The sequence below is a fragment of the Hydrogenobacter sp. T-2 genome, from assembly GCF_033971325.1.
GTDB lineage: Bacteria > Aquificota > Aquificia > Aquificales > Aquificaceae > Pampinifervens > Pampinifervens diazotrophicum.
This window is the reverse complement of the sequence record NZ_CP117180.1, coordinates 1,320,257-1,345,214: the sequence shown is the minus strand read 5'-3', so window position 1 is coordinate 1,345,214 and position 24,958 is coordinate 1,320,257. Positions and strand designations below refer to the sequence as shown.

The window sequence follows — 24,958 nt, the reverse complement described above, 5'->3', positions numbered from 1 at the left end:
TAGCAACAATACTTGGAGGTGATAGAATATGAAAATGTTTTGGTTTGGGAGAAATTGGAAAAACTATGTAAAAAGAGTTGTAAATGAAAGAGTAATAGAGGAGGCTAAGAATTCGCTCTTAAAATATGTTCCCAACAACACAAACGCTTTTGAGTTCTATAGGGATAAGGTCTTTATAGATGTAGGATGTGGAAGTGGACTATTTTCGCTTGCTGCCTGCTTATTAGGATGTAAGGAAGTTATAAGTTTTGATATTCAAGAAGAAAGTTTGGAAGCACTGAATATTTTAAGAGAGAAATATTCATATATGATACCTGGCGAGGTAAAGTGGAAAGCTTTTGTAGGCGACATATTAGATGATGATTTAGTTAAGAGTTTATACGAAAAGGGAGATATAGTGTATTCATGGGGTGTTTTACACCACACAGGAGATATGTATAAGGCTATAAGTAATGTAAGTAAACTAGTTAAAAAAGATGGATTTTTGATAATAGCAATATATAATCATAGTAGAAGTTCCGTTTACTGGGGAAAAATTAAAGAATTTTATAACCAACACAGGCTTCTTCAACCTATCCTTGGACTAATATATGGGTCATATGTCTCTTTAGGATATGCTCTAAGAAGAAAAACTTTGAATTTATACAGAGAGAGAGGAATGCATGTGTTTTATGACGCTATTGATTGGATAGGAGGCTATCCTTATGAATACGCTTGTTTTGAAGAAATAAAAAACTTTGTTGAAAATCTTGGATTTTCTTTGATAAAAGCACCAACTCAACTTCCATGTGAGAAAAACTATAAGTTTAATTCCTTTTTTCATAAAATTTTTAGCATTTTAAGAACTGCAAATTCCGGTTGTAATGAATTCGTATTCAAAAAATGTGTAGAATAGCAGGCTTTTGGGATTTTAACTTCAATGACCAATACAACCTTGAGAAGACTGCCATAAGGATGAGAGACTCTCTATCTCATGGTGGTCCAGATGATGCTGGGCTATATGTGGACTTGTCTTTGGGGCTTGCCTTAAGCCACAGGAGGCTTTCTATCTTAGACCTTTCTCCTCTTGGGCATCAGCCTATGGAGTTTGAAAACTTGATTATAACCTACAACGGAGAAGTCTATAACTTTCAGGAAATAAGGAAAGAGCTTGAAAGGGAAGGTTATAGCTTTGTATCTAACTCCGACACAGAGGTTATCCTAAAGGCTTTTCATAGGTGGGGCTTTGATGCGGTTTACAGGTTTAGAGGTATGTTTGCCTTTGCTATCTTTGATAAGGCGAACAAAAAGCTAATTTTGTGTAGAGATAGAATAGGTGTAAAGCCTCTTTATTACTACTACAAAGATGGGCTTTTTATGTTTGCCTCAGAGCTTAAGGCTTTCCACTTTCATCCCAAGTTTCAAAAGGAGCTTGAGCCATCCGCTTTAGCTTTGTTTCTTCAGTATGGATATATAACCTCTCCATACAGCATATTTAAGTATACCTATAAGTTAGAGCCGGGTAGTTTTCTTGTTTTAAACTCCAAAGGTGAGGTATCCTTGCAAAAGTATTGGGATATAGAGGAGCATTTTAGTAAAGAGGAGCTTTCTGACCTTTCTGAAGAGGAAATAGCCCAGAGGCTTGAGGAGCTTTTGATTGAGAGCTTTAAACTTAGGCTTGTCTCTGATGTGCCAGTGGGTCTTTTCCTAAGTGGTGGCATAGATAGTTCAACTGTTTGTGCCCTTTTGCAAAGGCAAGTGAGCAAGCCTTTAAAGACCTTTACCATAGGTTTTTATGAAAAAGACTACAACGAAGCGGAATATGCCAAAAAGATAGCCCAATATCTTGGCACAGACCACACAGAGCTTTATTGCACGCCAAAGGAGGCTTTTGAGATAATTCCTAAGCTACCTGAAATTTACGATGAGCCCTTTGGAGACTCCTCTGCCATACCTACATACCTTGTGTCTCAATTGGCAAGAAGTCAAGTCAAAGTTAGCCTATCTGCGGACGGTGGAGATGAGCAGTTTTGTGGATATACAAGATACTGGATAGTGGGAGAGAGAATAAAAAGATTGGAAAAACTACCTATGCTGGGTCTTTTTAGTCAAGTTTTGAAACTTATAAATCCAGACTTAGCGGTAAGTCTTTATAAGCTGTTTAGCCCTGTTCTTCCTAAATGGACTAATTTTAGGGACAAGTTTATAAAACTAAGGAATGTATTAAGTGCAAAGTCCTCGCAAGAGCAGTATGATATTGCAAACAAGTATTTTCTCACAGAAGACCTCAAAAGTCTTGGCTTAGAAACCATAATAGAAAGCCAAACCTTTAGGATAAACTCATCCACTATGTTAGAACCTATGAAATACATGATGCTTTATGACCTAAAGACCTATCTACCTGATGATATACTGGTAAAAGTAGACAGAGCTACAATGAGTGTAGCCCTTGAGGGAAGAGAGCCTTTTTTAGACCACAAAGTAGTAGAGTTTACTTCCAGAATACCAGTGAGCCTGAAATACAAAAATGGTATGAGTAAATACATATTGAGAAAAATATTATACAAGTATGTGCCAAGGGAACTAATAGACCGCCCTAAAATGGGATTTGGTGTGCCTATATACGAGTGGTTTAAGGGAGAACTCAAGGGTTTATACTTAGAGTATCTATCAAAGGAAAGAATTAAAAAGGAAGGTATATTTAATTCAGAGGAAGTGGACAAACTTCTAAGGGGGTATTTAGAAAACAAGGGTGTTAACCATAATAAGCTATGGTTTCTGTTTGTATTTCAGCTTTGGAGGGAAAGATGGCTATAGAGGAGAAACGTTTAATGTATATTTTTCCGATTTTAGTTTTTATGTATGTTATATTAATAGGTCTTTTTGTGCAGACCATATTACTTCCCTATCTCATTCCATCAGCACACTATGGCGAAGGTATTCTAAATGGCACGGACACTATATATTTTCATGAAGAATCAAAAAAGTTAGCCAAAGAGATAAGTTTATACGGTTGGTCAAGGTGGAGTCTAAAGCCAGAAGGTCAGATAATGATAGGCATAACTTCTCTTATTTATGCTTTGACTGGCATCCATAAGCCATATGTTATGCTGTTTTATAACGCACTTCTGCACTCTCTATCCGCCTTATTTCTCATTAAACTTCTTACTAATTACGGAATAAGCATAAAGTATGCTATACTTGGTAGCCTTCCTTTAGTATTTTTCCCATCAAACCTAATGTGGACTTCACAAATTCATAGAGATGGTCTATACATTCTTGGATTACTTGCTTTTTTCTTATCTATAAGCTATATACACAAGAAAGGTTATAAAACCTTATTTTATTCTCTGTTTTTACAAGCATTCGGTCTTTTTCTTATATACCTTGCAAGGGAGCATATGATATTGCCCTTTAAATATGTATTCTCCTTTCTTTTTGTGGTTTCTTTGTTATTTTTAGCCTTAAAGTTTGTTAGATTGCTTAAGGAAAACCTATTGGTAGAAAGACAAGCCCTAAGTAGATTTACTGTTTTGGCTTTTGCAGTGGTTATAGTCTCCAGCATTTTAGCACCACAAACACAAACACAAACACAAACACAAATTAAGTGGGAAAAAGAGATTTTTGTTCCAGAGAAGATAGATAAAATACTCTACAATATAGCAGTTTGGAGGTATATGTTCTTAAATGTATATTTCAAAGATGCCAAGGGAAATATAGAACAGGATTTTATTCCGCAAAAGGCTTCTGACTTCCTGCTTTATCTTCCAAGAGGACTTTATGTAGGGCTATTTTATCCTACTCCTGAATTCTGGTTTAAGGAAGGCGGAACAACAGGTGGAACTGTAGCAAGGGCTATTATTCCTTTTGAGACAGTAGTGGTTTGGATAGGTATAATAGGCTTTGTGTTTGCTTTTTATAATCTACCGAACAGATTTAGCATATTCATAATTTTGTTACTATGTCTAATGTTTATATATTTGCATGTTATTACTGAACCTAACTTAGGACCCATAGTTAGAAAAAGGTATGTCTATATTAGCACATTGATTGGTTTTTCTTATTCATACCTAATCTGGAGGCTATCACTTTGGCTAAAAAGAGCATAGTTTTAGCCTCTAATACATCTTTTTCCTTATATAACTTCAGACTTGGTCTCATGAGAAGATTAAAGGAATTGGGATATGACGTAGTTTGCATTGCACAAGTAGATGATTACACAGAATATCTTAAAGAAGAATTTTCCTTTTATCCTCTAAAAAATCTTGACAGAAAGGGTAAAAATCCGATAAAGGACTTCAAACTTTTTCTTGAGTTTCTCAGTTTATACCGCAAGATAAGACCAGACTTAGTTATAAACTATACTATAAAACCTAACATTTATAGTTCCATTGCTTCTGGAATTTTGGGAATCCCATCTATCAGTGTAATCACTGGGCTTGGCTATGTGTTTTTAAGAGGTGGACTACTTGAAAAATTAGTCAGGGTTTTATACAAAAAAGCATTTAAATTTAATAAGTTCATTATAGTGCAAAACTCTGAGGACTATAGGGTAGTGAAACACATATCGGATAATGCGAAAAAGGTAATCCTAATAGAGAGTTCTGGTGTAAATACTGACTATTTTTCTCCTGCAATTTGCGAAAAACATGATAGGAATAAAGGGAAAACCATATTCCTATTCATAGGACGATTTCTAAAAGACAAAGGAATTATTGAACTTATTGAGGCTGGAAAACTCTTATGGCAAGAAAGAAAAGACTTTGAAATTTGGCTTGTTGGTGGCATAGACTATGGCAATCCTCAGTCCCTGCGTGAGGAAGATATAAACAATATAAAGAAGTATGAATTTGTAAAAGTTTTGCCCTTTTCCAAAGATGTGAGACCATTAATTTGTCAGGCGGACTGTGTTGTTCTTCCTTCTTATTACAAGGAAGGCATTCCAAGAAGTTTACTTGAAGCCATGAGTATGGCAAAACCTATAATTACTACCACAAGTCCTGGATGTATGGATGTTTGTGAGGATGGTGTGAATGGATTTCTTGTGGAACAGAGGAGTATTAGCAGTTTAAAAGTTTCTATGGAGAGATTTTTAAATTTAAGCGAAGAGGATAGACAGAGAATGGGAGTTTTGGGAAGAGAGTTGGCTATAAGAAGATTTGATGAAAAGATAATTATTGAAAAGTATCTGAGTTTAATAGGTAGTATCCTTCAACCATAATGGCATCTTTTTACGAAGCAGTCTAAAGTATAAAAACACATAGAAAGAAGCATATAAGACAAAGCATAGGGCAAGCATAGGACTTGAAGAGTGAAAGACAATTGCGGGAATTAGTGCAATTAGGTTAATAATCCACATAACTGTAGAGGTAAGAGGGTTTCTGAACAGTGATTTTTTTGCTTTGAAAAACTTTTTTGTGTATATTCTATAAACAAGCGTATGCAAGTGAAGTGCGTCTGGCATCATTGTGGGGAACTTTTTCAAAAACTTTCTCCTATACATAGAAAAAAGCGTCTCCACTACTGGATAGCTATTAACCATAAGGGCAAACCATGGCGATACTTGTGGATTTCTCTCTACAAGCAAGATAGAAAGAGCACCAACAAGAAAACCAATTATATAGGCACCACCGTCTCCTAAAAAGATAAGACCATAAGGATAGTTAAGCACAAAGAAGCCTATTATGGCAGAAACTATAAGGAGAGAAACATACAGGAGAGTTAGGTCATTGTGTTTGTAAGCTACGTAGGCAATGGCTAAAAGGTTTAGCACTGCGGTCATGCTGGCAAGTCCATTAAAGCCGTCTATTATGTTGTAGGCATTTACAAGACCTGCAAGGGCTATGGCAGTAAAGAGCAAGGAGAAGACCTGCAGGGTAAAAAGGTAGTCCACGTAGGGGATGTCTACCTTTGAGACGGAAAAGCCAGTAAGGAAAACAAAGGAAAGACCAGAGAGGAAAATTATGGTAAGTCTTTTTTGGGGACTTAGGCTTTTGGTTAGGTCCTCTATTATGCCTGCAAGAAAGGCAGGCAGGGAGCTAAGGAGTATTAGGGCAAAAAGAGGAAAGAGGCTTTTATCCTTGAAAAATACAAGCGGTAGTGCAAGGCATAGGGATAGGAATATGGCGAGCCCACCAAGTCTTGGCGTGGGTTTTTGATGGAAGGTTTGGGGTCCTATATGCAAGTGGTCGGTTATAAAAGTCCTGACCTTGTTAGAGAGCAAGACTATGCCAAGGTTAATGAAAAGCGAAACTAAGAAGGCAAAGACTAAGATTAATAGCTTTGCCTCCTGCAAAAGAAACCCTCCCTCATACTTTTAACACCACCTTTCCAAAATGCCTTGATTCTTCTAAATACCTGTGAGCCTCCTGAGCCTCTTCCAATGGAAAGACTTTGTCCACAACCGGCTTTAAAAGACCTCTTTCAAAAAGCTCCGTTATCTTAAAGAGGTCTGCCCTTGGACCCATATAAACGCCAAGTAGCTCTATTTCACGCACAAAGATATATCTTATGTCTATCTGTGCCTGTGAGCCTGTGGTAGTGCCAAAAAAGACCAACTTTCCACCTCTTTTTAGACACTCCACGCTTTTCCAAAAAGTTTGCGTTCCCACGTGGTCTACCACTATGTCTACTCCTTCCTTAAAAAGCTCTCTGACCCTTTTGACCACATCCTCTTGGTAGTGGTTTATGACCATATCCGCACCAAGCTCAAGGCATCTTTTGGCTTTCTCCTCTGAGCCTACGGTGGCTATAACAAAAGCTCCAAAGAGTTTTGCAAGCTGGATGCCTGCCACTCCCACACCAGAGGAGCCTCCCCATATGAGAACTCTGTGGTAAGGCTTTATGTGGGCTTTGTTAACCAGAGCGTTCCACACAGTCAAAAAGGTGAGAGGATAGCTACTTGCCTCTTCAAAGCTGAGGTTCTTTGGCTTTTTTATCACATTCCTTGCTGGGACGCTTATATACTGGGCGTAGCCTCCCTTTGACCTAAGACCTATAATGTCGTAATGCCTGCAGTGATTGTCCTGACCAGACTGGCATTCATAACACACACCACAGGAGAGCCCCGGTGCCACCACCACCTCATCACCCTCTTTTATGTCCCTTACAAGACTTCCCACCTTTTCCACCACCCCGCTTATGTCTGAGCCAAGTATATGAGGGAGCTCGGGCTTTATGGCAAGTGCTCCAGTTCTTACCCATATATCAAGGTGGTTTAGGGCTACCGCCTTAACCCTTATGAGAACCTCATCCTCTTTTATCTGAGGCTTGGGAAAGTCCTCCACAAGCCTTAGGTTCTCCACTCCACCAAAGTTTTCAAGAATAACCGCTCTCATGTTATGCTTATTATACTATGCGTATAGAGGATTTGAGAAACTCCGCTTGGAGGTTTAACGAGAGGCTAAACTTTGTAAGAAACAGAGGGCAGGTGCTTACAGAGGAATACGAGCATGTGGTAAAGGAGATAATCCAAAGAGTCCAAAAAGAGGGTGATAAGGCTATCATAGAATACACAAAGAGGTTTGATGGTCTTGAGCTCACTTCTGAGACTATGGAAGTCCCTTACGAGGAGCTTGAGAGGGCTTATAACGAGATAGAGGAGGATGTAAGGTCTGCCCTTGAGGTAGCTCATGAGAGGATAAGGAGGTTTCACGAAAGGCAGTTAGAGAGGAGCTTTTTCACAGAAGAGGAGGGTATTGTCCTTGGCAATAGGGTCTTACCCCTTGAGAGGGTGGGTATATATGTGCCTGGTGGGAAGGCGGCATATCCTTCTACCGTGCTTATGAACGCAGTGCCTGCGGTGGTGGCGGGTGTGGAAGAGGTTATTATGGTTTCTCCAAAGCCTAACCCCTATACCCTTGCCTCCGCCTTTATAGCAGGTGTAAGCAGGGTATACCAGATTGGTGGTGCTCAGGCTGTTGCAGGGCTTGCCTTTGGAACGGAAACCCTCCCCAAGGTGGACAAGATAGTAGGTCCCGGAAACATATTCGTAGCCCTTGCCAAAAAGCTCCTCTACGGCGTGGTGGACATAGACATGATAGCGGGACCCTCTGAGATACTCATAATAGCGGACGGTAGTGTAGACCCCAAGTGGACTGCCTCTGACCTTCTCTCTCAGGCGGAGCACGACGAGCTGGCGGGAGCTTTTATGATAACCACCGACGAAGAATACGCAAGGGAAGTCTCCCAGTGGGTGGAAAAGCTCCTTGAGGACTTTCCAAGAAGGGAGATAGCCCAGAAGTCCATAGAGAGGTTTGGAACCATATTCCTCGTGGAAGACCTATACAAAGCCTGTGAGGTGGCAAACTACATAGCACCAGAGCATCTTGAAGTGCTTACAGAAGAGCCTTTTGCTCTGCTCCCTTACATAAAGCATGCGGGTGCGGTTTTTCTTGGCAAGTATGCGGTAGAGCCTCTGGGAGATTATGTGCTTGGACCAAACCATACCCTACCCACAGGAGGGACTGCGAGGTTTTTCTCACCTCTTGGAGTCTATCACTTTCTAAAGAAAAGCTCTGTGATATACCTTTCTAAGGAGGGTTTTGAAAGGGTGGCGGACTATGCGGAAAGCATAGCAAAGGCGGAAGGACTCTTTGCCCACTACTATGCGGTTAGAGTAAGGAGGGAGCCATGAAAAGACTGCTTTTGCTTTCCCTGCTCTTGTCCTCCTGTGCTACCCTTGTTTGTCCTGAGGGAGAGGAGTTCAAAAGGACCTACTCGGAGTATAAATCCCCCAACTCCTATACCGCAGACCTTTCCCTTAGGTATGGTCTTTTGAGAATTCCCATAAGGGTCCAAAAGTCTGAGGGTAAGTTCCTCATAAGCGGTGAGGGTAGGACTGGAGAGATTTCTCTTAACAACCTGTGCGTAGCGGGTGCTTGTATAGACCTACCTGTAAGTCCAGATGGTGTGATATTTGGCACGGTGCTAAGGGGCGATGAGAAGATGGCTTGTTCCTATTCTGGAGTTTCCTTTGAAAGGGACGATGGAGTGTTTAAGTCAAGGTATGTTTTCAAGGACGGAAGGCTTGCCTTGGCAGAGTTTTATGACACCAGAAGGGATAGGAAACTTATCCTTAACTACCTTGAGTGGTCAAAGGAAGGCTTTGCCAGAGCCATAAGGGTTCAGACAGAAGGTATAACCCTTACCCTCACGGTGGATAGTTTAAAATTTTAGCCATGTATCCCGTGCTTATAGAGATTTTTGGAATTAAGATATACACCTACGGGGTGCTTGTAGCCCTTGGTGCCCTTACCGCCTACTGGCTGGTGCTTAGGTTTGCAAAGAAGGAAGGCATAAACCCAAACCATGTGGAAAACACCCTTTTGCTTGCCCTCCTGCTTGGCATTTTCGGTGGAAGGCTCTCCTATGTGATAGAACATCCCGAGCATGTCCAAAGCCTTACGGATATCTTTGCCATATGGAACGGAGGTATGAACTTCTTTGGTGGTCTTGCAGGCGGAGTGGTGGGTGCGATCATTGGCATAATAAAATATCGTCTGCCCTTTTGGAAGACCGCAGACATGGCAGTGGTTGCCCTTAGCATAGCCCACGCTATTGGAAGGCTCGGATGCACTTCTGCGGGGTGCTGTTATGGAAAGCCCTTTCCCCTTGATGGCTCTGTGCTTCCGGGTATACACTTTTCAGACAAGTTTCCCTTCTTTTATGTGGTCTTCTCTCCCGGTGCGGTAGCACCCCCCTATATGCCTCTTTATCCCACTCAGCTTATGGAGTTTATGGGTTTGATGGCTATCTTCTTAGTTCTTCTCCTCGCCTATAGGAGAAAGCCCTTTGACGGCTTTGTCTTTTCCCTTTATATGCTTCTGTATGGCGTCCTTAGGTTTTTCCTTGAGTTTTTCAGAGGGGTGACGCCTCCCATAAGTGGCATAGGTCTTACATGGAATCAGCTCGTTGCCCTGCTTATGATAGCCACCTCTATAGCTTTAGCCCTTTGGCTCTATAGGGAGGCAAGGCATGAAAAAGTGGCTTAAAAGGCTTTTGTTTTTTGGCATAATAGTTATGGTGCTTGGCTTTTTGGGTTCACTTCTTTCAAGGCTTCCAGTAGGCGACAGGGTAGCGGTGATAAAGGTAAAGGGTGCCATAATTGAGCCAGATAGGATAGTTTCAAAGATACAAAAGGCAAAAGAGGACAAAAGCGTCAAAGCCCTCGTTCTCAGGGTAGACAGCCCCGGCGGTTCGGTGGGAGCCTCTCAGGAAATATACAGAGCCCTTGAGGACTTTAAAAGCTCTGGAAAACCCCTTGTGGTCTCCATGGGAAATGTGGCTGCCTCTGGAGGCTACTATATCTCCACCCCCTCAGACCTTATCTTTGCCAACCCAGGGACTATAACAGGAAGTATAGGCGTAATAGTCCAACATACGGAGCTAAAGGACCTACTTGAAAAACTCGGCATAAGGACAACTGCCATAAAGACGGGAAAGTTTAAAGACACCTTGTCTCCCTTTAGAGACCTCACGCCAGAGGAGAAGGAATACCTCCAAAAGACCATAGAGGACGCTTACGAGCAGTTTCTCCAAGCCATATTGAAATACCGTTCAAAGAAGATAAGCGAGCAAAAACTTAGAGAAATAGCGGACGGTAGAGTTTTCACAGGAAGAGTAGCCAAAGAGCTGGGTCTTGTGGATGAGCTTGGAAACCTTCAAGATGCCATAAACAGGGCAAAGCAGATGGCAGGAGTGCCAGAGGCAAGGGTCTTTTATATGGAAGACAGGAGAGGCTTTATAAGAAAGCTCATGGAAGAGGGTTTTGAAGGCTTTGGGTGGGACTATCCTCTAATGCTTTACTATCTTATGAAGTAATTTTGCGTGTCCGGGGGGACTTGAACCCCCGACCTTGGGTTCCGGAGACCCACGCTCTATCCAGCTGAGCTACGGACACTCAAAAGAATATAATATACCTATGTTTAGAGAAAGGGTCAAAAGTTTTCACTTTGTGGGTATAGGCGGAATAGGCATGAGCGGTATAGCCCAGATACTCCTTGAGATGGGCTATGAGGTCTCTGGCTCGGACATAAGAGAAAACAAAAACACGGAGCTTCTTAGGAAAAAGGGTGCAAGGGTCTACATAGGACATTCAGAAAAAAACTTAGAGAAGGCTCAAGTGGTGGTTTACTCCTCTGCGGTCTCTGAGGACAATCCAGAGATAAAAAAAGCCAAGTCTTTAGGCATTCCTGTTATCCCTCGTGGAGAGATGCTTGCGGAGCTCTTTAGGCTTGGAGAAGGTATAGCGGTGTGCGGTTCTCATGGCAAGACCACGACCACTTCCATGATAGCCCATGCCTTTCATGAGGCGGGGTATGACCCTACTGTCCTTATTGGGGGTGTGCTCCAGAGCTTTGGCTCTAATGCTAAACTTGGCAAGGACAAGCTCATAGTTTCTGAGGCGGATGAAAGCGACGGGAGCTTTTTAAAACTCTTGCCTACCGTGGCGGTTATAACCAACATAGACAAGGAACACATAGGCTTTTATAGGGATATTGAGGAGATAAAGCAGGCTTTTTTGAGGTTTGCGGATGCGGTGCCCTTTTATGGCTTTGTGGTAATTAACGCAGATGACGAAAACTGCAGGTGGGTTATAGAAAGAACCCATAGAAGGGTAATAACCTTTGGACTAAGAGAAGGTGCCAACTATACCGCAAGAGAGCTTAGGCTCATAGAAGGAAGGTATGCCTTTGAGGTTTGGCACGAAGAGCAAAAGCTCGGTGAGGTGCATCTTGGTGTGCCGGGTAAACATAATGTCTATAATGCCCTTGCCTGCATCTCCGTCTGCCATAGTGCTGGTTTGAGCTTTGAGGATATAAGGAAGGCTCTTGGGAACTTCAGAAATGCAGAAAGAAGGCTTGAGCTAAAGGGATACTTTCATGGTGCACCCGTCTACGATGACTACGGGCATCACCCAACGGAGATAAAGGCTGTCTTAAGTGCGGTTAGGGATATGCATCCTGAAAGGAAAATACTTCTGGCTTTTCAACCTCATAGGTATTCAAGGACCTTTTATCTCTTTGAAGACTTTACAAAGGTCCTCAAAGAAGCAGACCTATGCCTTGTTACGGATATATATCCTGCTGGTGAGGAGAACCTATACGGTGTAAGTGCAAAAGAGTTGGCATTAAAGTCCAATGCCCTATACTGCCCTACAAAGGAAAACCTCTTTGAAGCACTTGAGGAAAGAATATCTGAAGAGCATGTAGTCCTCTTTATGGGTGCGGGTAGCATATCCAAGTGGTGTGAAGAGTTTTTGGCACTCAAAAGGGCATGAAGGGTCTTTCTGGAAAGGAATGGGTGCTTTTGAGTGATATTATAAAGCCAGAAAACACTCTATCTCAAAGGCTTGGAATATTGAAGGCTCAGATTCTTGCCAATAGAAGCCTCGGGGAGGAAGCTCTTGAAAGCAAGCTAAAAAGGTTGATTCCACCCTTTGGTATTCCAAATATACAGGAGGCGGTTGAACTCATTGGGTCTTATGTAAAAAAGGGTCGTAGGATAGTAATCTTTGGGGATTACGATGTGGATGGTATAACGGGCACTGCCATACTTTATGACCTTTTGAAAAAGGCAGGTGCAAAGGTTGTCCCTTTACTTCCCTCAAGAAAGAGGGGCTATGGGCTTACAAGGGAACTTGTCATAAAGCTAAGCAGGTATGCGGACCTTCTCATAACGGTGGATAACGGAAGCACTGCGGTAGAGGAGCTAAGCCATGCAACCATACCCACCATTGTGCTTGACCATCATAACATAAGCGAGATTATGCCAAGGGCTCTTGTAGTAAACCCCAAGCTAGGAGAAGGAAGAGAACTAAAGGAAATATCCTCCTCCGGGCTTGCCTTTTATATGTCCGCACTTCTTAAGAAAAGTTTAGACCTTGACTTGGATGTGCGTCATTATCTTCATCTTGCCTCTATGGGGACTGTTGCGGATGTTATGCCTATGAACTTGGTAAATAGGATAATTGTCTCCAACGGCATAAGGCTTTTGAACCATGTCCTAAGGGGTGAGTTTCAGGCACCGGGTATAAGACTTTTGATGGAAAGGTCGGGCATAAGGGATGAAATAAGCTCAAGGGATATAGCCTTTTCTTTGGCACCTCGCCTAAACGCTCCTGGCAGGGTTGCCAAACCCTATGTTGCTCTCAAACTACTTCTTGAAAAGGACGAAGAGAAGGCGAAAATGCTCGTAGAAAGGATAGACAAGCTAAACCAACAGAGAAGACAGCTAAGCCAATTAGCCTTGGAGAAGGCTATGGAGCAGGCTATTCTTCAAAAAGAAGAGAGCGTCATTATAGTGAAACTTGAGGAGTGGGCTGGTGGCGTTGCAGGTATAGTGGCAGGAAGGCTTGCAAACATGTTTACAAAACCCACAGTGGTAATATCCATAGGCAAAGAATATTCAAGTGCATCTGTTAGAGGAACAGAGGGTATGGACGTGCATTCTGTCCTAAAGAAACTGTCCCATCTCTTTATAAAGTGGGGCGGACATTCTACCGCAGCAGGTTTTACTATAAGGACAGAAGATATACCTCACTTTGAAAACCTTGCAAGACTTCTTTTCTCAGAGATTACCTCAGAGGAGGGTAAGCTATACATAGATATGGAGCTTCCTCTGGACTGTGTAAATAGAGAGCTCTATGAGGTCATAAGAGACCTTGAGCCTTACGGTGAAGGTTTCCCAGAACCCCTATTCTTGTCAGAACCTCTGAGTCTAAAGCCTGTAGGCGGTAATGGAGAAAGACTGCTCCTTAGAGCAAACCGCTTTAACTTGCTTTCCTGGGATGACACTATAAACAAGAAGGTGTATACCCTTACCTCAAAACGTAAAAGGATAGTCTATCAATTAGATAGGAAAAGACCAAATACTCTTATGCTCGTAGATATGGAGGCTTAGGTGGCACTGGGAAGAGCCCATGACTTTGTAAACTTGCTTGCACTTCCTGCTTGTCTTTATTTCGTTCCAAAGGATTTCTATCTTCCCTTCGTAGGAGGCTACCTTTTGGGAACTTTTCTTCTCTCTCCAGACCTTGACCTTCCTCGCTCAAAACCCTCCAAGAGATGGAAGGCAATGAGATTTATATGGAAACCCTACCAAGCTCTTTCAAAGCACAGGGGTGCATCTCATATTCCAATTCTTGGGACTTTTCTCAGGCTCACATACCTTTTGTTGATGATTATGTTTTTCTACTTTGTCTTGCTTGGAATTTCTTCTAAGTTTGTGCCTGAGCTGGGGGATATGCTTCTTAGTTTTGACCCTCTTGAGCTTCTCTCAAGGCTTGCGGAGAAGGAGGAGGTCTTCTACTTTGCACTTGGCGTGGTTCTTTCTGAGGTTTTTCATGTCTTCCTTGACCTTTTGACCAGCTGGCTTAAAAGGTTTAAAATATAGATGTGAGACTTCTAATACTTGCCTCTGAATCAAAAAGAAGGGTTCAGATACTTAGTATGCTCGGCTTTAAGTTTTTGGTTGTGCCCTCCTACATAGAAGAGAAGCACCATAGCAAACCCATACTCACCGCAAGAAGGCTTGCCTTCAAGAAGGCTTTTACCGTTTGGAAGGACTACAAGTTTGCCACCGTTTTAGGAGCGGACACCGTAGTGGTCCTTGGGAGGGAAATACTTGGAAAGCCAAAGGACAAAGAGGAAGCTATACAAATGCTTCGCAAGCTCTCTGGAAAGTGGCACAGGGTTATAACGGGCGTTTCTGTTATATCTCCAAAGGGCAGGTATACCTTCCATGATACCGCATGGGTAAAGTTTAGAGCTATGAGTTTGAAGGATATTGAAGAGTACGTAGAAACGGGAGAGCCTATGGATAAGGCGGGTGCCTATGCAATTCAAGGTATAGGTGCGAGGTTTGTAGAGAGGATTAAGGGAGACTTTTACACTGTAATGGGTCTTCCTGCAAGCAAAACCTATGAGGTGCTTAAAAATGTTCTGGATTAGCCTGTTTTTGCTGTTTTTGTGTGGATGTTCTGCAGTGGTGAGCCAAAGTGGAGGTAGCGTGGAAATAGGCGGAGGAGTTCAAATACAAATGCAACACAGGAGGTGAAATATGCCTTTAAAGGTTGGAGAGAAGGCTAAGGACTTTGAGCTTTACGATGTGGAAGGAAATTTTCACTCCCTGTCAGAGGGAGAGGGCTATAAGCTTTTGGTTTTCTACAAGGTTACCTGTCCAACTTGCCAATTGACACTGCCCTTTGTGGAAAGGCTATACAAACTGTACGGACATAAAGTTAACTTCTGGGGTATAGCCCAAGACCCAGACCATGCGGTGCATGATTTTGCAAAAACCTACAGGCTTACCTTCCCACAGCTTATAGACTATCCAAACTACCAAACCTCTGTGGACTACCATGTGGAGGTGGTGCCTACCATTTATCTTATAAACCCAAAGGGCTATGTAGACTTTGTTAGCAACTCTTTTGTAAAGTCAGACCTAAAAAGGCTCAACGAAAGCCTTGCATACATATCTGGTCAAGCTCCAGAGGATATTTTTGCAGGACAACGCGTTCCTGAGTTGAAGCCCGGCTGAGGCTCAAGAAGTAGGCGTTAGGTTAACGCCATGAGCTGCGAAAGGCTAACTTACGCAGAAGAGAGGGCTTTAAGAGCATGTGAGAGAGCTGGCAGGAAAAGGGAAGAAGTGCTTCTACTGGGAGCTTCTAAGGGAGTTTCTGCAGATAGGCTAAGGAAGTTTTTCCAATGCGGGCTTAGGGTCTTTGGTGAAAACAGGGTTCAAGAGTTTCTAAAAAAGTGGGAAGCCTTAAAAGACCTTCCTATAGACTGGCACTTTATAGGGAGGCTTCAAAGCAACAAGGTCAAATACATAATAGACAAGGTGAGCCTCATACACTCCCTTGACAGGCATAGCCTACTTGAGGAGCTTAGCAAAAGGGCGGAGAATATGGGAAAAGTTCAAGAGGTGCTTATAGAGGTAAACGTGGGCGGTGAGGAGACAAAGGGCGGGGTTGAGCCAAGGAACTTAAAGAGCTTTTTTGAAGTCTGTCTGAAAGACAAAAACATAAAAGTGTTAGGGCTTATGTGCATACCACCCTATAGGGAAGACCTCGAGGAGGTAAGACCATACTTTGCCACGCTTAGAAAACTAAGAGATGAGCTTGAAGAGGAGTTTGGAGTAAGGCTTCCTCATCTTTCCATGGGCATGTCCCATGACTTTGAAACCGCCATAGAAGAGGGTGCTACCATAGTGAGGGTGGGGACGCTAATTTTTGGGAGCAGGGTTTAAATAAACCTCCCTCACTGGGAAAGGTATCTTTATACCCTCTTGCTCGTATCTTTTCTTTAGCCTCTTTATAAACTCATGCCTCAGAAGGTGCTGACCTCCAAAGTCCTTTGCTCTGAGTATCACATTAAAGTTTATAGAAAAATCTCCAAAGGCAGTAAGACGTATCATTGGCTCAAAGTCTGGCACTCCGCCCTCCACTTCTTTTTGCACCTCTCTTGCCACCTCAAGGGTAATCCTTTCTACCTTTTCTAAATCGCTGTCGTAAGAAACACCAACAGGGACTAGTATACTCATCTCTGGCTGAGGCATATGGAAGTTTATGATTATGGAAGTAGAGAGTTTAGAGTTGGGCACTATTATAAGGTTGTTTGCAGGCTGACGCAGAATTGTGTTTCTCCATGTTATGTCCTGCACAAAACCCTCTTCACCGCTTTCAAGCCTTACATAGTCTCCCACCTTTATCTGCTTTGTTGCCAATACATGAAAGCCGGCAAAAAGGTTCTCAAGGGTATCTTTAAGAGCCAGAGCTACCGCCAAGCCACCCACACCAAGTGCGGTAAGAATAGGCGTTATGGCTATACCAATCTTATCAAGGGCTATGAGCACTCCCACCACAAGAATAACAACACGAGAAACTTGCACCACAAGGGAAGTGGCAGGAAGGTCTTCTCTGTATCTGTTTATGTATAGTCTAAGAAAGCCACCTACCAGTCTTGATAGGAAAAGTGCGAAGGAAATAATGAAAAGAACCCAGAGGGCTTTATCCTTTACTAAGACTATACTCTTAGGTAGTTTTAGCTCTTCTGAAACCAGATATAGGGCGATCAAAAAAGACCAAAGGGTAGGTATATACCTAAGAGAGTCTATTAAAACCTTATCCCAACCCCAAGGGCTCTTTTCTGATAATCTTCTTAACCTATAAAACACAAACCTCTCTACAAAGAGACCCAACGAAGGAACGAGTATAAGTATTAAAAGAAGTGCACCGTAGGTTTTTAAGAGGCTCATAGAGTAAATTTTAAATTAAAAGGCGGGCAGGCGCCCGCAAAAGGTTTTTATAGGTAGTTTCTGGCTATGATTATAAGACCTGTGCCAATAAAGACTACAGCCCACAGGGTTACGATAAAGACAGAGGCGTTTCCAAGAGCATCTTCTGTCTCGTTAGCTTGATAGACTTCGCCCTTTGGTGTTCTTCCTGCTCTGTAAGCCATCCACCAAGTGTAGGCGTAGAGTATAAGACCTGTCAGAGTTGTTCCTACGAAGAGCATTGGGCTAAGCCATTCAAGGTTCACCTTATATTCGTATATGGAGTATCCAAAACGTGCGGTAGAGGAGACCCTGAGGTATTCTCTAAAGACCGCAATAAGAAGAGTTGCCACCGTGCCAGCAACGAGAGAAGGAATTGCCATGCCAATGGGGTTCTTCTGGGCTATGAATATAACACCCGCACAGAGCAGTAGTCCAAGGACAGAAAGCCATGCAAAGATGCTACCCTTCGCGTTCCAATCTGCTGGAACAGAGAATATGTAAAGCACATGGAAGACTATCCAGCCAGCACCACCCATGAGAGCGAGCTTTGCACCAAGTTTTGCAGAGAAGTTTACATAGTCCCTTTCAAACTCTGGTCTTTTTCCAAAATACCAAGCGTATAGCATCATAAAGACGCCAGTAACGGAAATGGATGGAAATACGAGGAAGGCAAGGTATCTGAAGATGTTAAAGGCATATATGTTCCAACCAGTGTGGTTCATAGTGGTTCCACCAGAGGTATACCACTCTACCCATTTTTCTGGATAGAGAGCTTGGTAGTTAACCACGTGAATTAGAAAACCCACAGCGAGGAGGAAGATAACACCACCTATGGAGAAAAAGGTGGCAAGCTGAGGTCTGTTTTTGGTAAAGTATGCACCCCATATAAGATAGTAGCCAATAAGCAGAAAGACTATAAACATCATATACCAACTTGCAGATAGGTTAGCGGATGCATACCAAAGAGAATCATAGATGACTTGATAGAACAAAAGAGGTGCAACACCGAGAACTATCGCCAAAGAGACAGACACCTTTGAAAGCTCAAGCATAGCTTTTGCGAGCCTTTGGTGGTTTGGGTCTTTTCTTGTAAAGCCGTATATGGCATAGAAAAGTCCACCAATGGAAGTCCAAACAAAGACTATGTGGAGAGCCCATGTGATAACTTGTAGTATCTGCATAACCACTGGGTAGAAGGGAGCACCCGCAGGGTCAGCCATGGCTTTTAGCATGGCTCCGACCTCCGCAGGGGACTGCCCTGCGAAGGCAAGCCTGCCGCCAAGTAGCATAAGAGCCAATACGCCAAGCAATACCCACCTTGTTAGGTTTTGATAGGCCACCATGCTCATGTCCACACCTCCTTATTTATGTGCCTCCAGAGTTGCTTTTGGCACTTCTATCTTGGCAGAGACTCTACCACCCTTTGAGATCATATCCGCTATGTAGGCTGAAAGGGCTCGTAGCTCCTCGTCCTTACCCACAAAGTAGGGCATGTATGGAGGATGAGCTTGAGGAGTAAGGTAGTTGGAGAGGAAACCATAGACCATATCCTCTGAGTCCATACCTTCAAATTTCTTAGCAAAGGGTCTAAGACCAGAGGCTCCTGTCACATTGTGGCATCCAGAGCATTGGAGTATGGCTATTGCCTTTCCTGCCATTATCTTGTTTTCGGGTGTTATGGTCTTTAGACCCTCTGGCACAAAGGCGTTGACTTGGAGATAGCCCTTTTCGTTAATGATGTCCACCTCAGACTTTATATCCTTGGCTGGCACATCTCTGGCGATAATTTGGTTGACCCACACAAATTCACCAGCCACATAGGGCTTGCGGATGGTTTCCCTTATCTTCTCTTCTGGATATACACCCATGAAGAATATGAGCGCGTATATGGGTAATGCGATATAAGCTCTTGCAGCGGTTGGTTTTATGGAAGTAAGCACAAAGTGTGCGAGGAGGATAAGAAGTATGCCGAATATTAGACCATAATACCATGTTGGCACTATTCCAGCAAGCATTACAAGGCTTCTTTCTGGTAGTGTGGAGAAATACCATCCAAAGAACATAGTTCCAAAGACAAGACCACCTATGCCCCAGTAGGACATGGTTCTAACTATGTCCTTGTAGACTTTCTCGGGTATATCCTTTCTCATAAGGCTTGCGATAACTATACCTATAGTGCCCGCTATAGCAAACATGTAGGCACTTCTCATAAGAAGGTGTGGGAAGTAGTTCTTGTTATAAAAGGCGTCAAGGATGTTTCCTGTGGTAAACCACTTTTCATGACCCGGTGAGAGCATAAAAGAGAGTATGCCTACGATGATATACATGGTTGCCCAAGAGCCTATGGCAAAAATCCACGCGAGCTTTAACCAGCTCTTTTGGTCTATCCTGCCAAGGGTATAAAAGAGTATGTAGACAAGAGTCACCTCAGCCACGAACCATATCCACTCTGCAGCCCAGACCCAAACGAAGTTGTGTATAAGGGCGGATATACCTCTGGGGTTTGCCACTGTGGCGGAGAACCATATACCAGGACCGCTTATAGAACCAGAGACGTAAGAGAACACGAGCAGTGTCAACAGATACTTTTTGATGTAGTCGTAGAGCTGGGGGATGTTTTCCCGGTAGGCTTTTGTGGCAAGGTATGCCAGCAAAATGGAAGCACCCACTGATGTGTGGGATGCCATGACGTGAATGGTGGCGATAACGGCGATGACTGTGGCACTGCCTATGGCAGGCACATACCACATGGGCTGAAAGCCAAGCACATCCATGTTCGCACCTCCTGTGCGGTTTTAACTTGAAGTTAACATTTAATATAACATGACTTTTATCATCGTCAAGGGTTTAAAATGTTATTTCGTGGAAAGAAAAGCTGGCATTTTGCTCCACATAAGCTCCTTGCCCTCTGACTTTGGCATAGGGGACTTGGGACCCGTTGCCTACAGGTTTGTGAACCTTTTGGCGGAATCTGGTCAAAGCCTTTGGCAGGTTTTACCCCTTAGCCCCACAGAGGTGGAGCATGGAAACTCACCCTACTACTCTTCTTCTCTCTTTGCAGGAAACCCTCTATTTATAAGCCCAGAACTTTTATACGAGGAAGGTCTATTAGACAGACAGACCCTTGAGAGCCTAAGGGTAGAGCCCTCCGATAGAGTAGACTACGAGAGGGTTTACGCCCTAAAGGCACATATGCTGGAAAAGGCTTTGGAAAACTTCAAGGAGAGCCAAGAGTTTTACCTTTTTTGCCAAGAGCAGGCATACTGGCTTGAGGACTATGTTAGATTCAACCTAATAAAGAAAAAACTTAAAAGGCCTTGGTGGGAATGGAAACAGTTGCCAGAGCTTTCAGAAAGGGAGGTTCTAAGAGAAAAGGTAGTCCAGTTTCTTTTCTTCAAGCAATGGAAGGCTTTAAGAACCTACGCCAACTCAAAGGGTGTGAGCCTTGTGGGAGACCTACCCATATACCCTGCACCGGACAGTGTGGATGTTTGGGCAGACAGAGAGATATTCAAGCTAAGAGAGGATGGACTTCCAGAGGTGGTGGCTGGCGTGCCACCCGACTACTTTTCAAAAACGGGACAGCTTTGGGGAAACCCCGTATACAGATGGGACAGGCTAAAGGAAAGGGGTTTTGACTGGTGGCTTTTGAGAATAAGGCATGCCCTTGAGCTTTTTGACCTTGTAAGGCTTGACCACTTTAGAGGCTTTTGTGCCTTTTATCAAGTTCCCTATGGAGAAAAGACCGCAGAAAGAGGCTGGTGGGAAAAAGCAGAAGGCTATAGTCTTTTTGAAACTATAAGAGAAGAGTTTCCACACATGCCTTTTATAGCAGAAGACCTTGGCACAATAGACCAAGAGGTTCATAGCCTAAGAGACCACTTTGGACTGCCGGGAATGAAAGTCTTAGCCTTTGCCTTTTTTGACAAAAACTCAGAACACCTGCCTCATAACCACACCTATAACTCTGTGGTCTACACCACCACCCATGACAACATGCCTATAAGAGGATGGTTCTTTGAGGAATTAAACGAGTGGCAGAGGGCAAGGGTTTTAGACTATCTTGGATACACACCTGAGAGCATAAGCCATGCACTTGTTAGACTTGCTTACATGTCTGTGGCAAAGTATTGCGTAATTGCTATGCAAGACCTACTTGAGCTCGGACAAGAGGCAAGGATGAACACTCCTGCCAAGCCAGAAGGCAACTGGGAGTGGAAGTTAAGGGAAATGCCAAATAGAGAGCTTTGGGAGTGGGTCGGATTTGTGTGCAAGCTATATGGGAGGAGTTATAATTATCCTTAATGTTAAGATTTTCTGTATGTCCACACGATACGGAAGGGGAAAGATTTAAAAGATGGGAAGAGTTTGCTCGCAAACTCCACGAAAGTGTAGGTGAAAAGGTTAGCTTTGAGCCTCTTTTGGACTTTTCTGAGGAAAAGGAGAGAATGGAAAGCGGTAAGTTCTTTGATATATATTACGCAAACCCTTTTTCTTCCGTAGAACTATATAGAAGGGGTTATAAACCCATTGCAAAATTCAAAGGGCAGAGGGATAGGTATTTTCTCGTCTATAGAGACATACCAAAAGAGGGGGCAATAAAGGTGTCTACAGCCCTTCTCAGACCAGTGGGGCTTATTCTTCTTCAGCTTGATATAGAAAGAGTGGAAGTGGAGCTTTGTGAAAGTTGGCAGAGGGCGTTGGCATACCTTGAAGAGGGTAAAGTCCATGCCTGCATAATGTATGAGGAAATATGGGAGAACGTTCAAAAGGAAAGAAGAAAAAATCTAAAGGTCATGGACACTTTTGTCTTTGAATCTTCCCACATTTTTATGGTGAAGCCAGAGGTTGAGGAAAGACTAAAAGAATTCTTCAAAGGTGACGATTTTGAGCCTGCGGAGCACATACTTGAAAAACTCCTCAAAGCTTACGAGAACTTTGACCATATATATAAGCTATGGACTAAAGTAAAAGCCTTTTATATTTTAGAGAACTCACGTGGCGTGGGTTCAATACTTTACTCTGAAAAAGGTATAGTCTTTGCAAATGATTACGCCCTTAAAACTCTTGAATACAAAGAAGAAGAGTTAACTAAAATGTCCTTAGAGGAGGCTATAAACCACATAATTCATCCGTCATACAGGGATAAGGTTTTTGAAATTGTCCAAAGGAGAATAAAAGGAGAACAGTTTATACATGACTATAACGAGCTTATTTATTTAAACAAAAGAGGAAAATACATACATACCTATACCTACTCCATTACTGTGCCCTATGGGGAAAAGTCTTATGGAGGACTTGTGCTTTTTATAGACATAACGGAAAGAAAAAAGTTTGAAAGCCTCTACAGGACCTTGAGAGAAGTAAACATTGCCATAACCACATCTCTGTTTGAAGAGGAGCTTTTTGATAAGACGTGCAAGAGTCTTATGGAGCACTTGGACCTTAAATTTATTGCTCTTATAAAAGAGGAAGGAGACCCTGTGCTATATAAAGCCTACGGTTTGGAGGATGAGCTTAAAGAAAGGTTTATGGGAAAATACAAGGTTATAGGAAAGGAAGAAATATACATTGAGCCAGAGGTTAGGGAAAACAAGGAACATAGCTGGCTTTTGGACTTTGGAGTTTACTCCTTTTGCTCCATTCCTATAAGGGGACCAGAGGGTAAGCTATATCTGCTAAATCTGTATTCTCAAGAACCCTATTACTTTGATGAAAGAGAAGTGAGGGGCATACTACGCGAGTTCAGGCATGACCTTGAGTTTGCCCTTAATAGGATTTACGATTGGAGAAAAGCCTTTATCATAAAAAATGCCTTAGACCGGTCAAGTGCCTGGCTCGTAGTGACTGATGAAAAGGGTGTAATAACTTATGTAAATGAGGCGGTAAGTAGGATATCGGGATACTCAAGAGAAGAGTTATTGGGCAGAAAGACTAACATCTTCAAGTCTGGCTTTCACGATAAAGAGTTTTATGAAGAGCTATGGAAAACCATAAAGTCAGGCAAGGAATTCCATGCGGTTTTTGTAAATAGGAAAAAGAACGGCGAGACCTTTTATTTAGAACAGCATATATATCCCTTGGAGCTTCCAGGACGCATTACAAGATACGTTTCCATAGGAAAAGATATAACACGAGAGATAGAGCTTTCAGAGGAGGTAAGTAGACTTGCCTTTACAGACCCAATGACCGGTCTTCTAAACAAAGAGGGTTTTGAGAGTATGGTGGGAGAAGGTCTCAAGCAGGCATCAAAGGAAAGCTTTGCCTTTGTTATACTTGACTTGTATGGCACTGGAAATATAAACAGGAATTTTGGCATATCCGCAGGAGACAAGTATGTGCAGGCTTTCGGAGAATTGTTAAAGAGCGAATTTAAAGATGCGAAATTTATCAGTAGACTATATGGGGACAAGTTTGGTATGCTTATACCCATAAGGATGGAGGAAGATGTCTACATACTGGAGGAGCGGTTATTAAGGCTTATGGATAAATACGTGGACATTGGAGAGCCAATACCTATATCCATTAACGCAGGAATTTCCCTTTATCCAAGGGACGGAGATAGTTTCGGCAAGCTTTATTCAAAGGCAAAGAGCTCACTCAAAAGAGCTAAGGAATTTGGAGAAGGTAGAATAGTAGTCACAGATGAAAATATTGAGAAAAGGATTCAAGACTTTACTTTTGCTATGAAGTTGGTAAAGAATGCCGTAGAGAATGAGCTATTTGTCCTATATTTTCAGCCTTACTTTGAGGCAGATACACTTGAGGCTGTTGGTGCGGAGTGTTTAGTAAGAATAGCGGACAAGGATGGGAAGGTATACACGCCTGCATATTTTATAGACTATCTTGAGAAGAGTAGATATCTGCGTAGTTTTGAAGGTTGGCTTATAAGGGAGGCTATAAAATCTGCAGGAAAACTGGGTTTAAAGCTTTCTATAAATCTATCCGCAAGCACGCTTAAAGAAGCGGAGTTTGTCAAAACCCTTCTTGCTATGCCACAGCTACCACTCGTTATAGAAATAACTGAAAGGGTAATATTAGAGCTCGGAAGTGAAATGCTTGAATTACTTGAAACCTTAAGGAGGGAAAGGGGTGTAAAAATAGCCATGGATGACTTTGGAACGGGTTATTCCACCCTTTCTCAACTTACGCAACTACCAGTAGACATACTGAAAATAGATATGTCCTTTGTGAAGAATATGATAAACAACAAAAGAATAAGAGCCATAGTTAGAAATACCATAGCACTTGCAAGAGACCTTGGAATTGCAACCCTTGCGGAGGGTATAGAGACTGAGCCTCAACTTAGAATGCTTCAAGGTATGGGATGTGATTTTGTCCAAGGTTATCTCTTTGCCAAGCCGATGAATATGGAGGATATGGTAAGATTTCTTGAGGAGCGTAGAAATAAACTAGCAGGTGCCTTGAGATGAAAGATATTGAAGATAAGCTCAGGGCTTTGGGCTATGGTGGTTTCTACACGTGGTATGACCCGCCGGGGACTTATTATGACTGGCATAGGCATCCGGAGGATGAGGTAAGATATGTGCTGGAGGGTGAGATAACTATAGGGACTGAGGAGGGTGTGTATCATTTAAAGGCTGGGGATATGTTAGAGGTAAGGGCAGGCACAAGGCACTGGGCAAGAACCGAAAAGGGTGTGAAGTATATCTGTGGAAGTAGAAGGGTGTTAAAATAA

22 protein-coding genes and 1 tRNA gene are annotated in these 24,958 nt (G+C 42.7%); 17 read left to right on the top strand and 6 right to left on the bottom strand.

What is annotated here, in order from left to right; genetic code table 11:
* Positions 1-28 precede the first annotated feature (28 nt).
* The 4 genes from IAE16_RS07840 to IAE16_RS07825 are packed head-to-tail and all read left to right on the top strand — an operon-like array spanning position 29 to position 5,200.
* Entirely contained in the window at positions 29-895 is an 867-nt protein-coding gene (locus tag IAE16_RS07840) for a class I SAM-dependent methyltransferase (RefSeq protein WP_323700250.1), read from the top strand.
* A complete protein-coding gene (gene asnB / locus IAE16_RS07835) occupies positions 883-2,796 on the top strand; it encodes an asparagine synthase (glutamine-hydrolyzing) (RefSeq protein WP_323700249.1) in 1,914 nt (637 codons plus the stop codon). Before IAE16_RS07840 ends, asnB begins: the two co-directional genes overlap by 13 nt.
* Positions 2,787-4,088, top strand: coding sequence for a hypothetical protein (locus IAE16_RS07830; RefSeq protein WP_323700248.1), 1,302 nt, complete (start codon positions 2,787-2,789; stop codon positions 4,086-4,088). The genes asnB and IAE16_RS07830 overlap by 10 nt, the downstream gene beginning before the upstream one ends.
* A complete protein-coding gene (locus tag IAE16_RS07825; RefSeq protein WP_323700246.1) occupies positions 4,070-5,200 on the top strand; it encodes a glycosyltransferase family 4 protein in 1,131 nt (376 codons plus the stop codon). The genes IAE16_RS07830 and IAE16_RS07825 overlap by 19 nt, the downstream gene beginning before the upstream one ends.
* On the opposite strand, the gene IAE16_RS07820 is transcribed toward IAE16_RS07825, so the two are convergent.
* A complete protein-coding gene (locus IAE16_RS07820) occupies positions 5,174-6,274 on the bottom strand; it encodes an MraY family glycosyltransferase (RefSeq protein WP_323700245.1) in 1,101 nt (366 codons plus the stop codon). The genes IAE16_RS07825 and IAE16_RS07820 overlap by 27 nt on opposite strands.
* Positions 6,275-6,287: 13 nt before the next feature.
* A complete protein-coding gene (locus IAE16_RS07815) occupies positions 6,288-7,316 on the bottom strand; it encodes a zinc-binding dehydrogenase (protein ID WP_323700244.1) in 1,029 nt (342 codons plus the stop codon).
* Between the two features lie 17 nt (positions 7,317-7,333).
* Between IAE16_RS07815 and hisD the strand changes: the two genes are divergently transcribed.
* From hisD to sppA, 4 genes are read left to right on the top strand one after another with little or no spacing between them, the layout of a single operon-like run.
* The gene (hisD, locus tag IAE16_RS07810) at positions 7,334-8,614 is read left to right on the top strand and encodes a histidinol dehydrogenase (protein WP_323700243.1); all 1,281 of its coding nucleotides are present in this window, start codon (positions 7,334-7,336) and stop codon (positions 8,612-8,614) included.
* Positions 8,611-9,156: a hypothetical protein gene (locus IAE16_RS07805; RefSeq protein WP_323700242.1), complete on the top strand. Its 546-nt coding sequence runs from the start codon at positions 8,611-8,613 to the stop codon at positions 9,154-9,156. Before hisD ends, IAE16_RS07805 begins: the two co-directional genes overlap by 4 nt.
* A gap of 2 nt (positions 9,157-9,158) precedes the next feature.
* Positions 9,159-9,971: a prolipoprotein diacylglyceryl transferase gene (gene lgt, locus IAE16_RS07800; protein ID WP_323700241.1), complete on the top strand. Its 813-nt coding sequence runs from the start codon at positions 9,159-9,161 to the stop codon at positions 9,969-9,971.
* Positions 9,955-10,800: a signal peptide peptidase SppA gene (gene sppA, locus IAE16_RS07795; protein WP_323700240.1), complete on the top strand. Its 846-nt coding sequence runs from the start codon at positions 9,955-9,957 to the stop codon at positions 10,798-10,800. Before lgt ends, sppA begins: the two co-directional genes overlap by 17 nt.
* Before the next feature lie 5 nt (positions 10,801-10,805).
* Here sppA and IAE16_RS07790 read toward each other — a convergent pair.
* Positions 10,806-10,879: transfer RNA gene (locus IAE16_RS07790), tRNA-Arg, on the bottom strand.
* A 21-nt stretch (positions 10,880-10,900) separates the two neighbouring features.
* On the opposite strand from IAE16_RS07790, the gene murC reads away from it, so the two are divergent.
* The 6 genes from murC to IAE16_RS07760 all read left to right on the top strand — a co-directional run bounded on the left by murC (position 10,901) and on the right by IAE16_RS07760 (position 16,230).
* Positions 10,901-12,259, top strand: coding sequence for a UDP-N-acetylmuramate--L-alanine ligase (murC, locus tag IAE16_RS07785; protein ID WP_323700239.1), 1,359 nt, complete (start codon positions 10,901-10,903; stop codon positions 12,257-12,259).
* On the top strand, positions 12,256-13,881 hold the full coding sequence (gene recJ, locus IAE16_RS07780) for a single-stranded-DNA-specific exonuclease RecJ (protein WP_323700238.1): 1,626 nt from the start codon (positions 12,256-12,258) through the stop codon (positions 13,879-13,881). The genes murC and recJ overlap by 4 nt, the downstream gene beginning before the upstream one ends.
* Entirely contained in the window at positions 13,882-14,373 is a 492-nt protein-coding gene (locus IAE16_RS07775; protein WP_323700237.1) for a metal-binding protein, read from the top strand.
* A gap of 2 nt (positions 14,374-14,375) precedes the next feature.
* Positions 14,376-14,930 (top strand): Maf family protein, encoded by a 555-nt coding sequence (locus tag IAE16_RS07770; protein ID WP_323700236.1) that lies wholly within the window; start codon positions 14,376-14,378, stop codon positions 14,928-14,930.
* Between the two features lie 109 nt (positions 14,931-15,039).
* Positions 15,040-15,519: a peroxiredoxin family protein gene (locus IAE16_RS07765; RefSeq protein ID WP_323700235.1), complete on the top strand. Its 480-nt coding sequence runs from the start codon at positions 15,040-15,042 to the stop codon at positions 15,517-15,519.
* Positions 15,520-15,549: 30 nt separating this feature from the next.
* Positions 15,550-16,230, top strand: a complete 681-nt coding sequence (locus tag IAE16_RS07760; RefSeq protein ID WP_323700234.1) for a YggS family pyridoxal phosphate-dependent enzyme — start codon at positions 15,550-15,552, stop codon at positions 16,228-16,230.
* On the opposite strand, the gene IAE16_RS07755 is transcribed toward IAE16_RS07760, so the two are convergent.
* The 3 genes from IAE16_RS07755 to IAE16_RS07745 are packed head-to-tail and all read right to left on the bottom strand — an operon-like array spanning position 16,207 to position 20,033.
* Entirely contained in the window at positions 16,207-17,238 is a 1,032-nt protein-coding gene (locus tag IAE16_RS07755; protein ID WP_323700233.1) for a mechanosensitive ion channel family protein, read from the bottom strand. The genes IAE16_RS07760 and IAE16_RS07755 overlap by 24 nt on opposite strands.
* 47 nt (positions 17,239-17,285) lie before the next feature.
* Positions 17,286-18,608, bottom strand: a complete 1,323-nt coding sequence (locus IAE16_RS07750; RefSeq protein ID WP_323700232.1) for a hypothetical protein — start codon at positions 18,606-18,608, stop codon at positions 17,286-17,288.
* A gap of 12 nt (positions 18,609-18,620) precedes the next feature.
* Positions 18,621-20,033, bottom strand: coding sequence for a cytochrome C (locus IAE16_RS07745; RefSeq protein WP_323700231.1), 1,413 nt, complete (start codon positions 20,031-20,033; stop codon positions 18,621-18,623).
* A gap of 88 nt (positions 20,034-20,121) precedes the next feature.
* On the opposite strand from IAE16_RS07745, the gene malQ reads away from it, so the two are divergent.
* Genes malQ through IAE16_RS07730 form a run of 3 tightly spaced genes read left to right on the top strand, consistent with a single transcriptional unit; the run spans position 20,122 to position 24,958 of the window.
* A complete protein-coding gene (gene malQ / locus IAE16_RS07740; RefSeq protein ID WP_323700230.1) occupies positions 20,122-21,564 on the top strand; it encodes a 4-alpha-glucanotransferase in 1,443 nt (480 codons plus the stop codon).
* Positions 21,564-24,692, top strand: a complete 3,129-nt coding sequence (locus IAE16_RS07735; RefSeq protein ID WP_323700229.1) for an EAL domain-containing protein — start codon at positions 21,564-21,566, stop codon at positions 24,690-24,692. The genes malQ and IAE16_RS07735 overlap by 1 nt, the downstream gene beginning before the upstream one ends.
* Positions 24,689-24,958, top strand: coding sequence for a cupin domain-containing protein (locus IAE16_RS07730; protein WP_323700228.1), 270 nt, complete (start codon positions 24,689-24,691; stop codon positions 24,956-24,958). The genes IAE16_RS07735 and IAE16_RS07730 overlap by 4 nt, the downstream gene beginning before the upstream one ends.

Excerpts from the sequence above, each read along its gene's own strand:
- lgt (WP_323700241.1), top strand. The coding sequence starts at position 9,159 with ATGTATCCCGTGCTTATAGAGATTTTTGGAATTAAGATATACACCTAC.
- IAE16_RS07750 (WP_323700232.1), bottom strand. The coding sequence starts at position 18,608 with ATGAGCATGGTGGCCTATCAAAACCTAACAAGGTGGGTATTGCTTGGC.
- IAE16_RS07830 (WP_323700248.1), top strand. The coding sequence starts at position 2,787 with ATGGCTATAGAGGAGAAACGTTTAATGTATATTTTTCCGATTTTAGTT.
- IAE16_RS07745 (WP_323700231.1), bottom strand. The coding sequence starts at position 20,033 with ATGGATGTGCTTGGCTTTCAGCCCATGTGGTATGTGCCTGCCATAGGC.
- murC (WP_323700239.1), top strand. The coding sequence starts at position 10,901 with ATGTTTAGAGAAAGGGTCAAAAGTTTTCACTTTGTGGGTATAGGCGGA.
- IAE16_RS07755 (WP_323700233.1), bottom strand. The coding sequence starts at position 17,238 with ATGAGCCTCTTAAAAACCTACGGTGCACTTCTTTTAATACTTATACTC.
- sppA (WP_323700240.1), top strand. The coding sequence starts at position 9,955 with ATGAAAAAGTGGCTTAAAAGGCTTTTGTTTTTTGGCATAATAGTTATG.
- hisD (WP_323700243.1), top strand. The coding sequence starts at position 7,334 with ATGCGTATAGAGGATTTGAGAAACTCCGCTTGGAGGTTTAACGAGAGG.
- asnB (WP_323700249.1), top strand. The coding sequence starts at position 883 with ATGTGTAGAATAGCAGGCTTTTGGGATTTTAACTTCAATGACCAATAC.
- IAE16_RS07765 (WP_323700235.1), top strand. The coding sequence starts at position 15,040 with ATGCCTTTAAAGGTTGGAGAGAAGGCTAAGGACTTTGAGCTTTACGAT.
- IAE16_RS07815 (WP_323700244.1), bottom strand. The coding sequence starts at position 7,316 with ATGAGAGCGGTTATTCTTGAAAACTTTGGTGGAGTGGAGAACCTAAGG.
- IAE16_RS07760 (WP_323700234.1), top strand. The coding sequence starts at position 15,550 with ATGAGCTGCGAAAGGCTAACTTACGCAGAAGAGAGGGCTTTAAGAGCA.
- IAE16_RS07805 (WP_323700242.1), top strand. The coding sequence starts at position 8,611 with ATGAAAAGACTGCTTTTGCTTTCCCTGCTCTTGTCCTCCTGTGCTACC.
- IAE16_RS07730 (WP_323700228.1), top strand. The coding sequence starts at position 24,689 with ATGAAAGATATTGAAGATAAGCTCAGGGCTTTGGGCTATGGTGGTTTC.
- recJ (WP_323700238.1), top strand. The coding sequence starts at position 12,256 with ATGAAGGGTCTTTCTGGAAAGGAATGGGTGCTTTTGAGTGATATTATA.
- IAE16_RS07735 (WP_323700229.1), top strand. The coding sequence starts at position 21,564 with ATGTTAAGATTTTCTGTATGTCCACACGATACGGAAGGGGAAAGATTT.
- IAE16_RS07840 (WP_323700250.1), top strand. The coding sequence starts at position 29 with ATGAAAATGTTTTGGTTTGGGAGAAATTGGAAAAACTATGTAAAAAGA.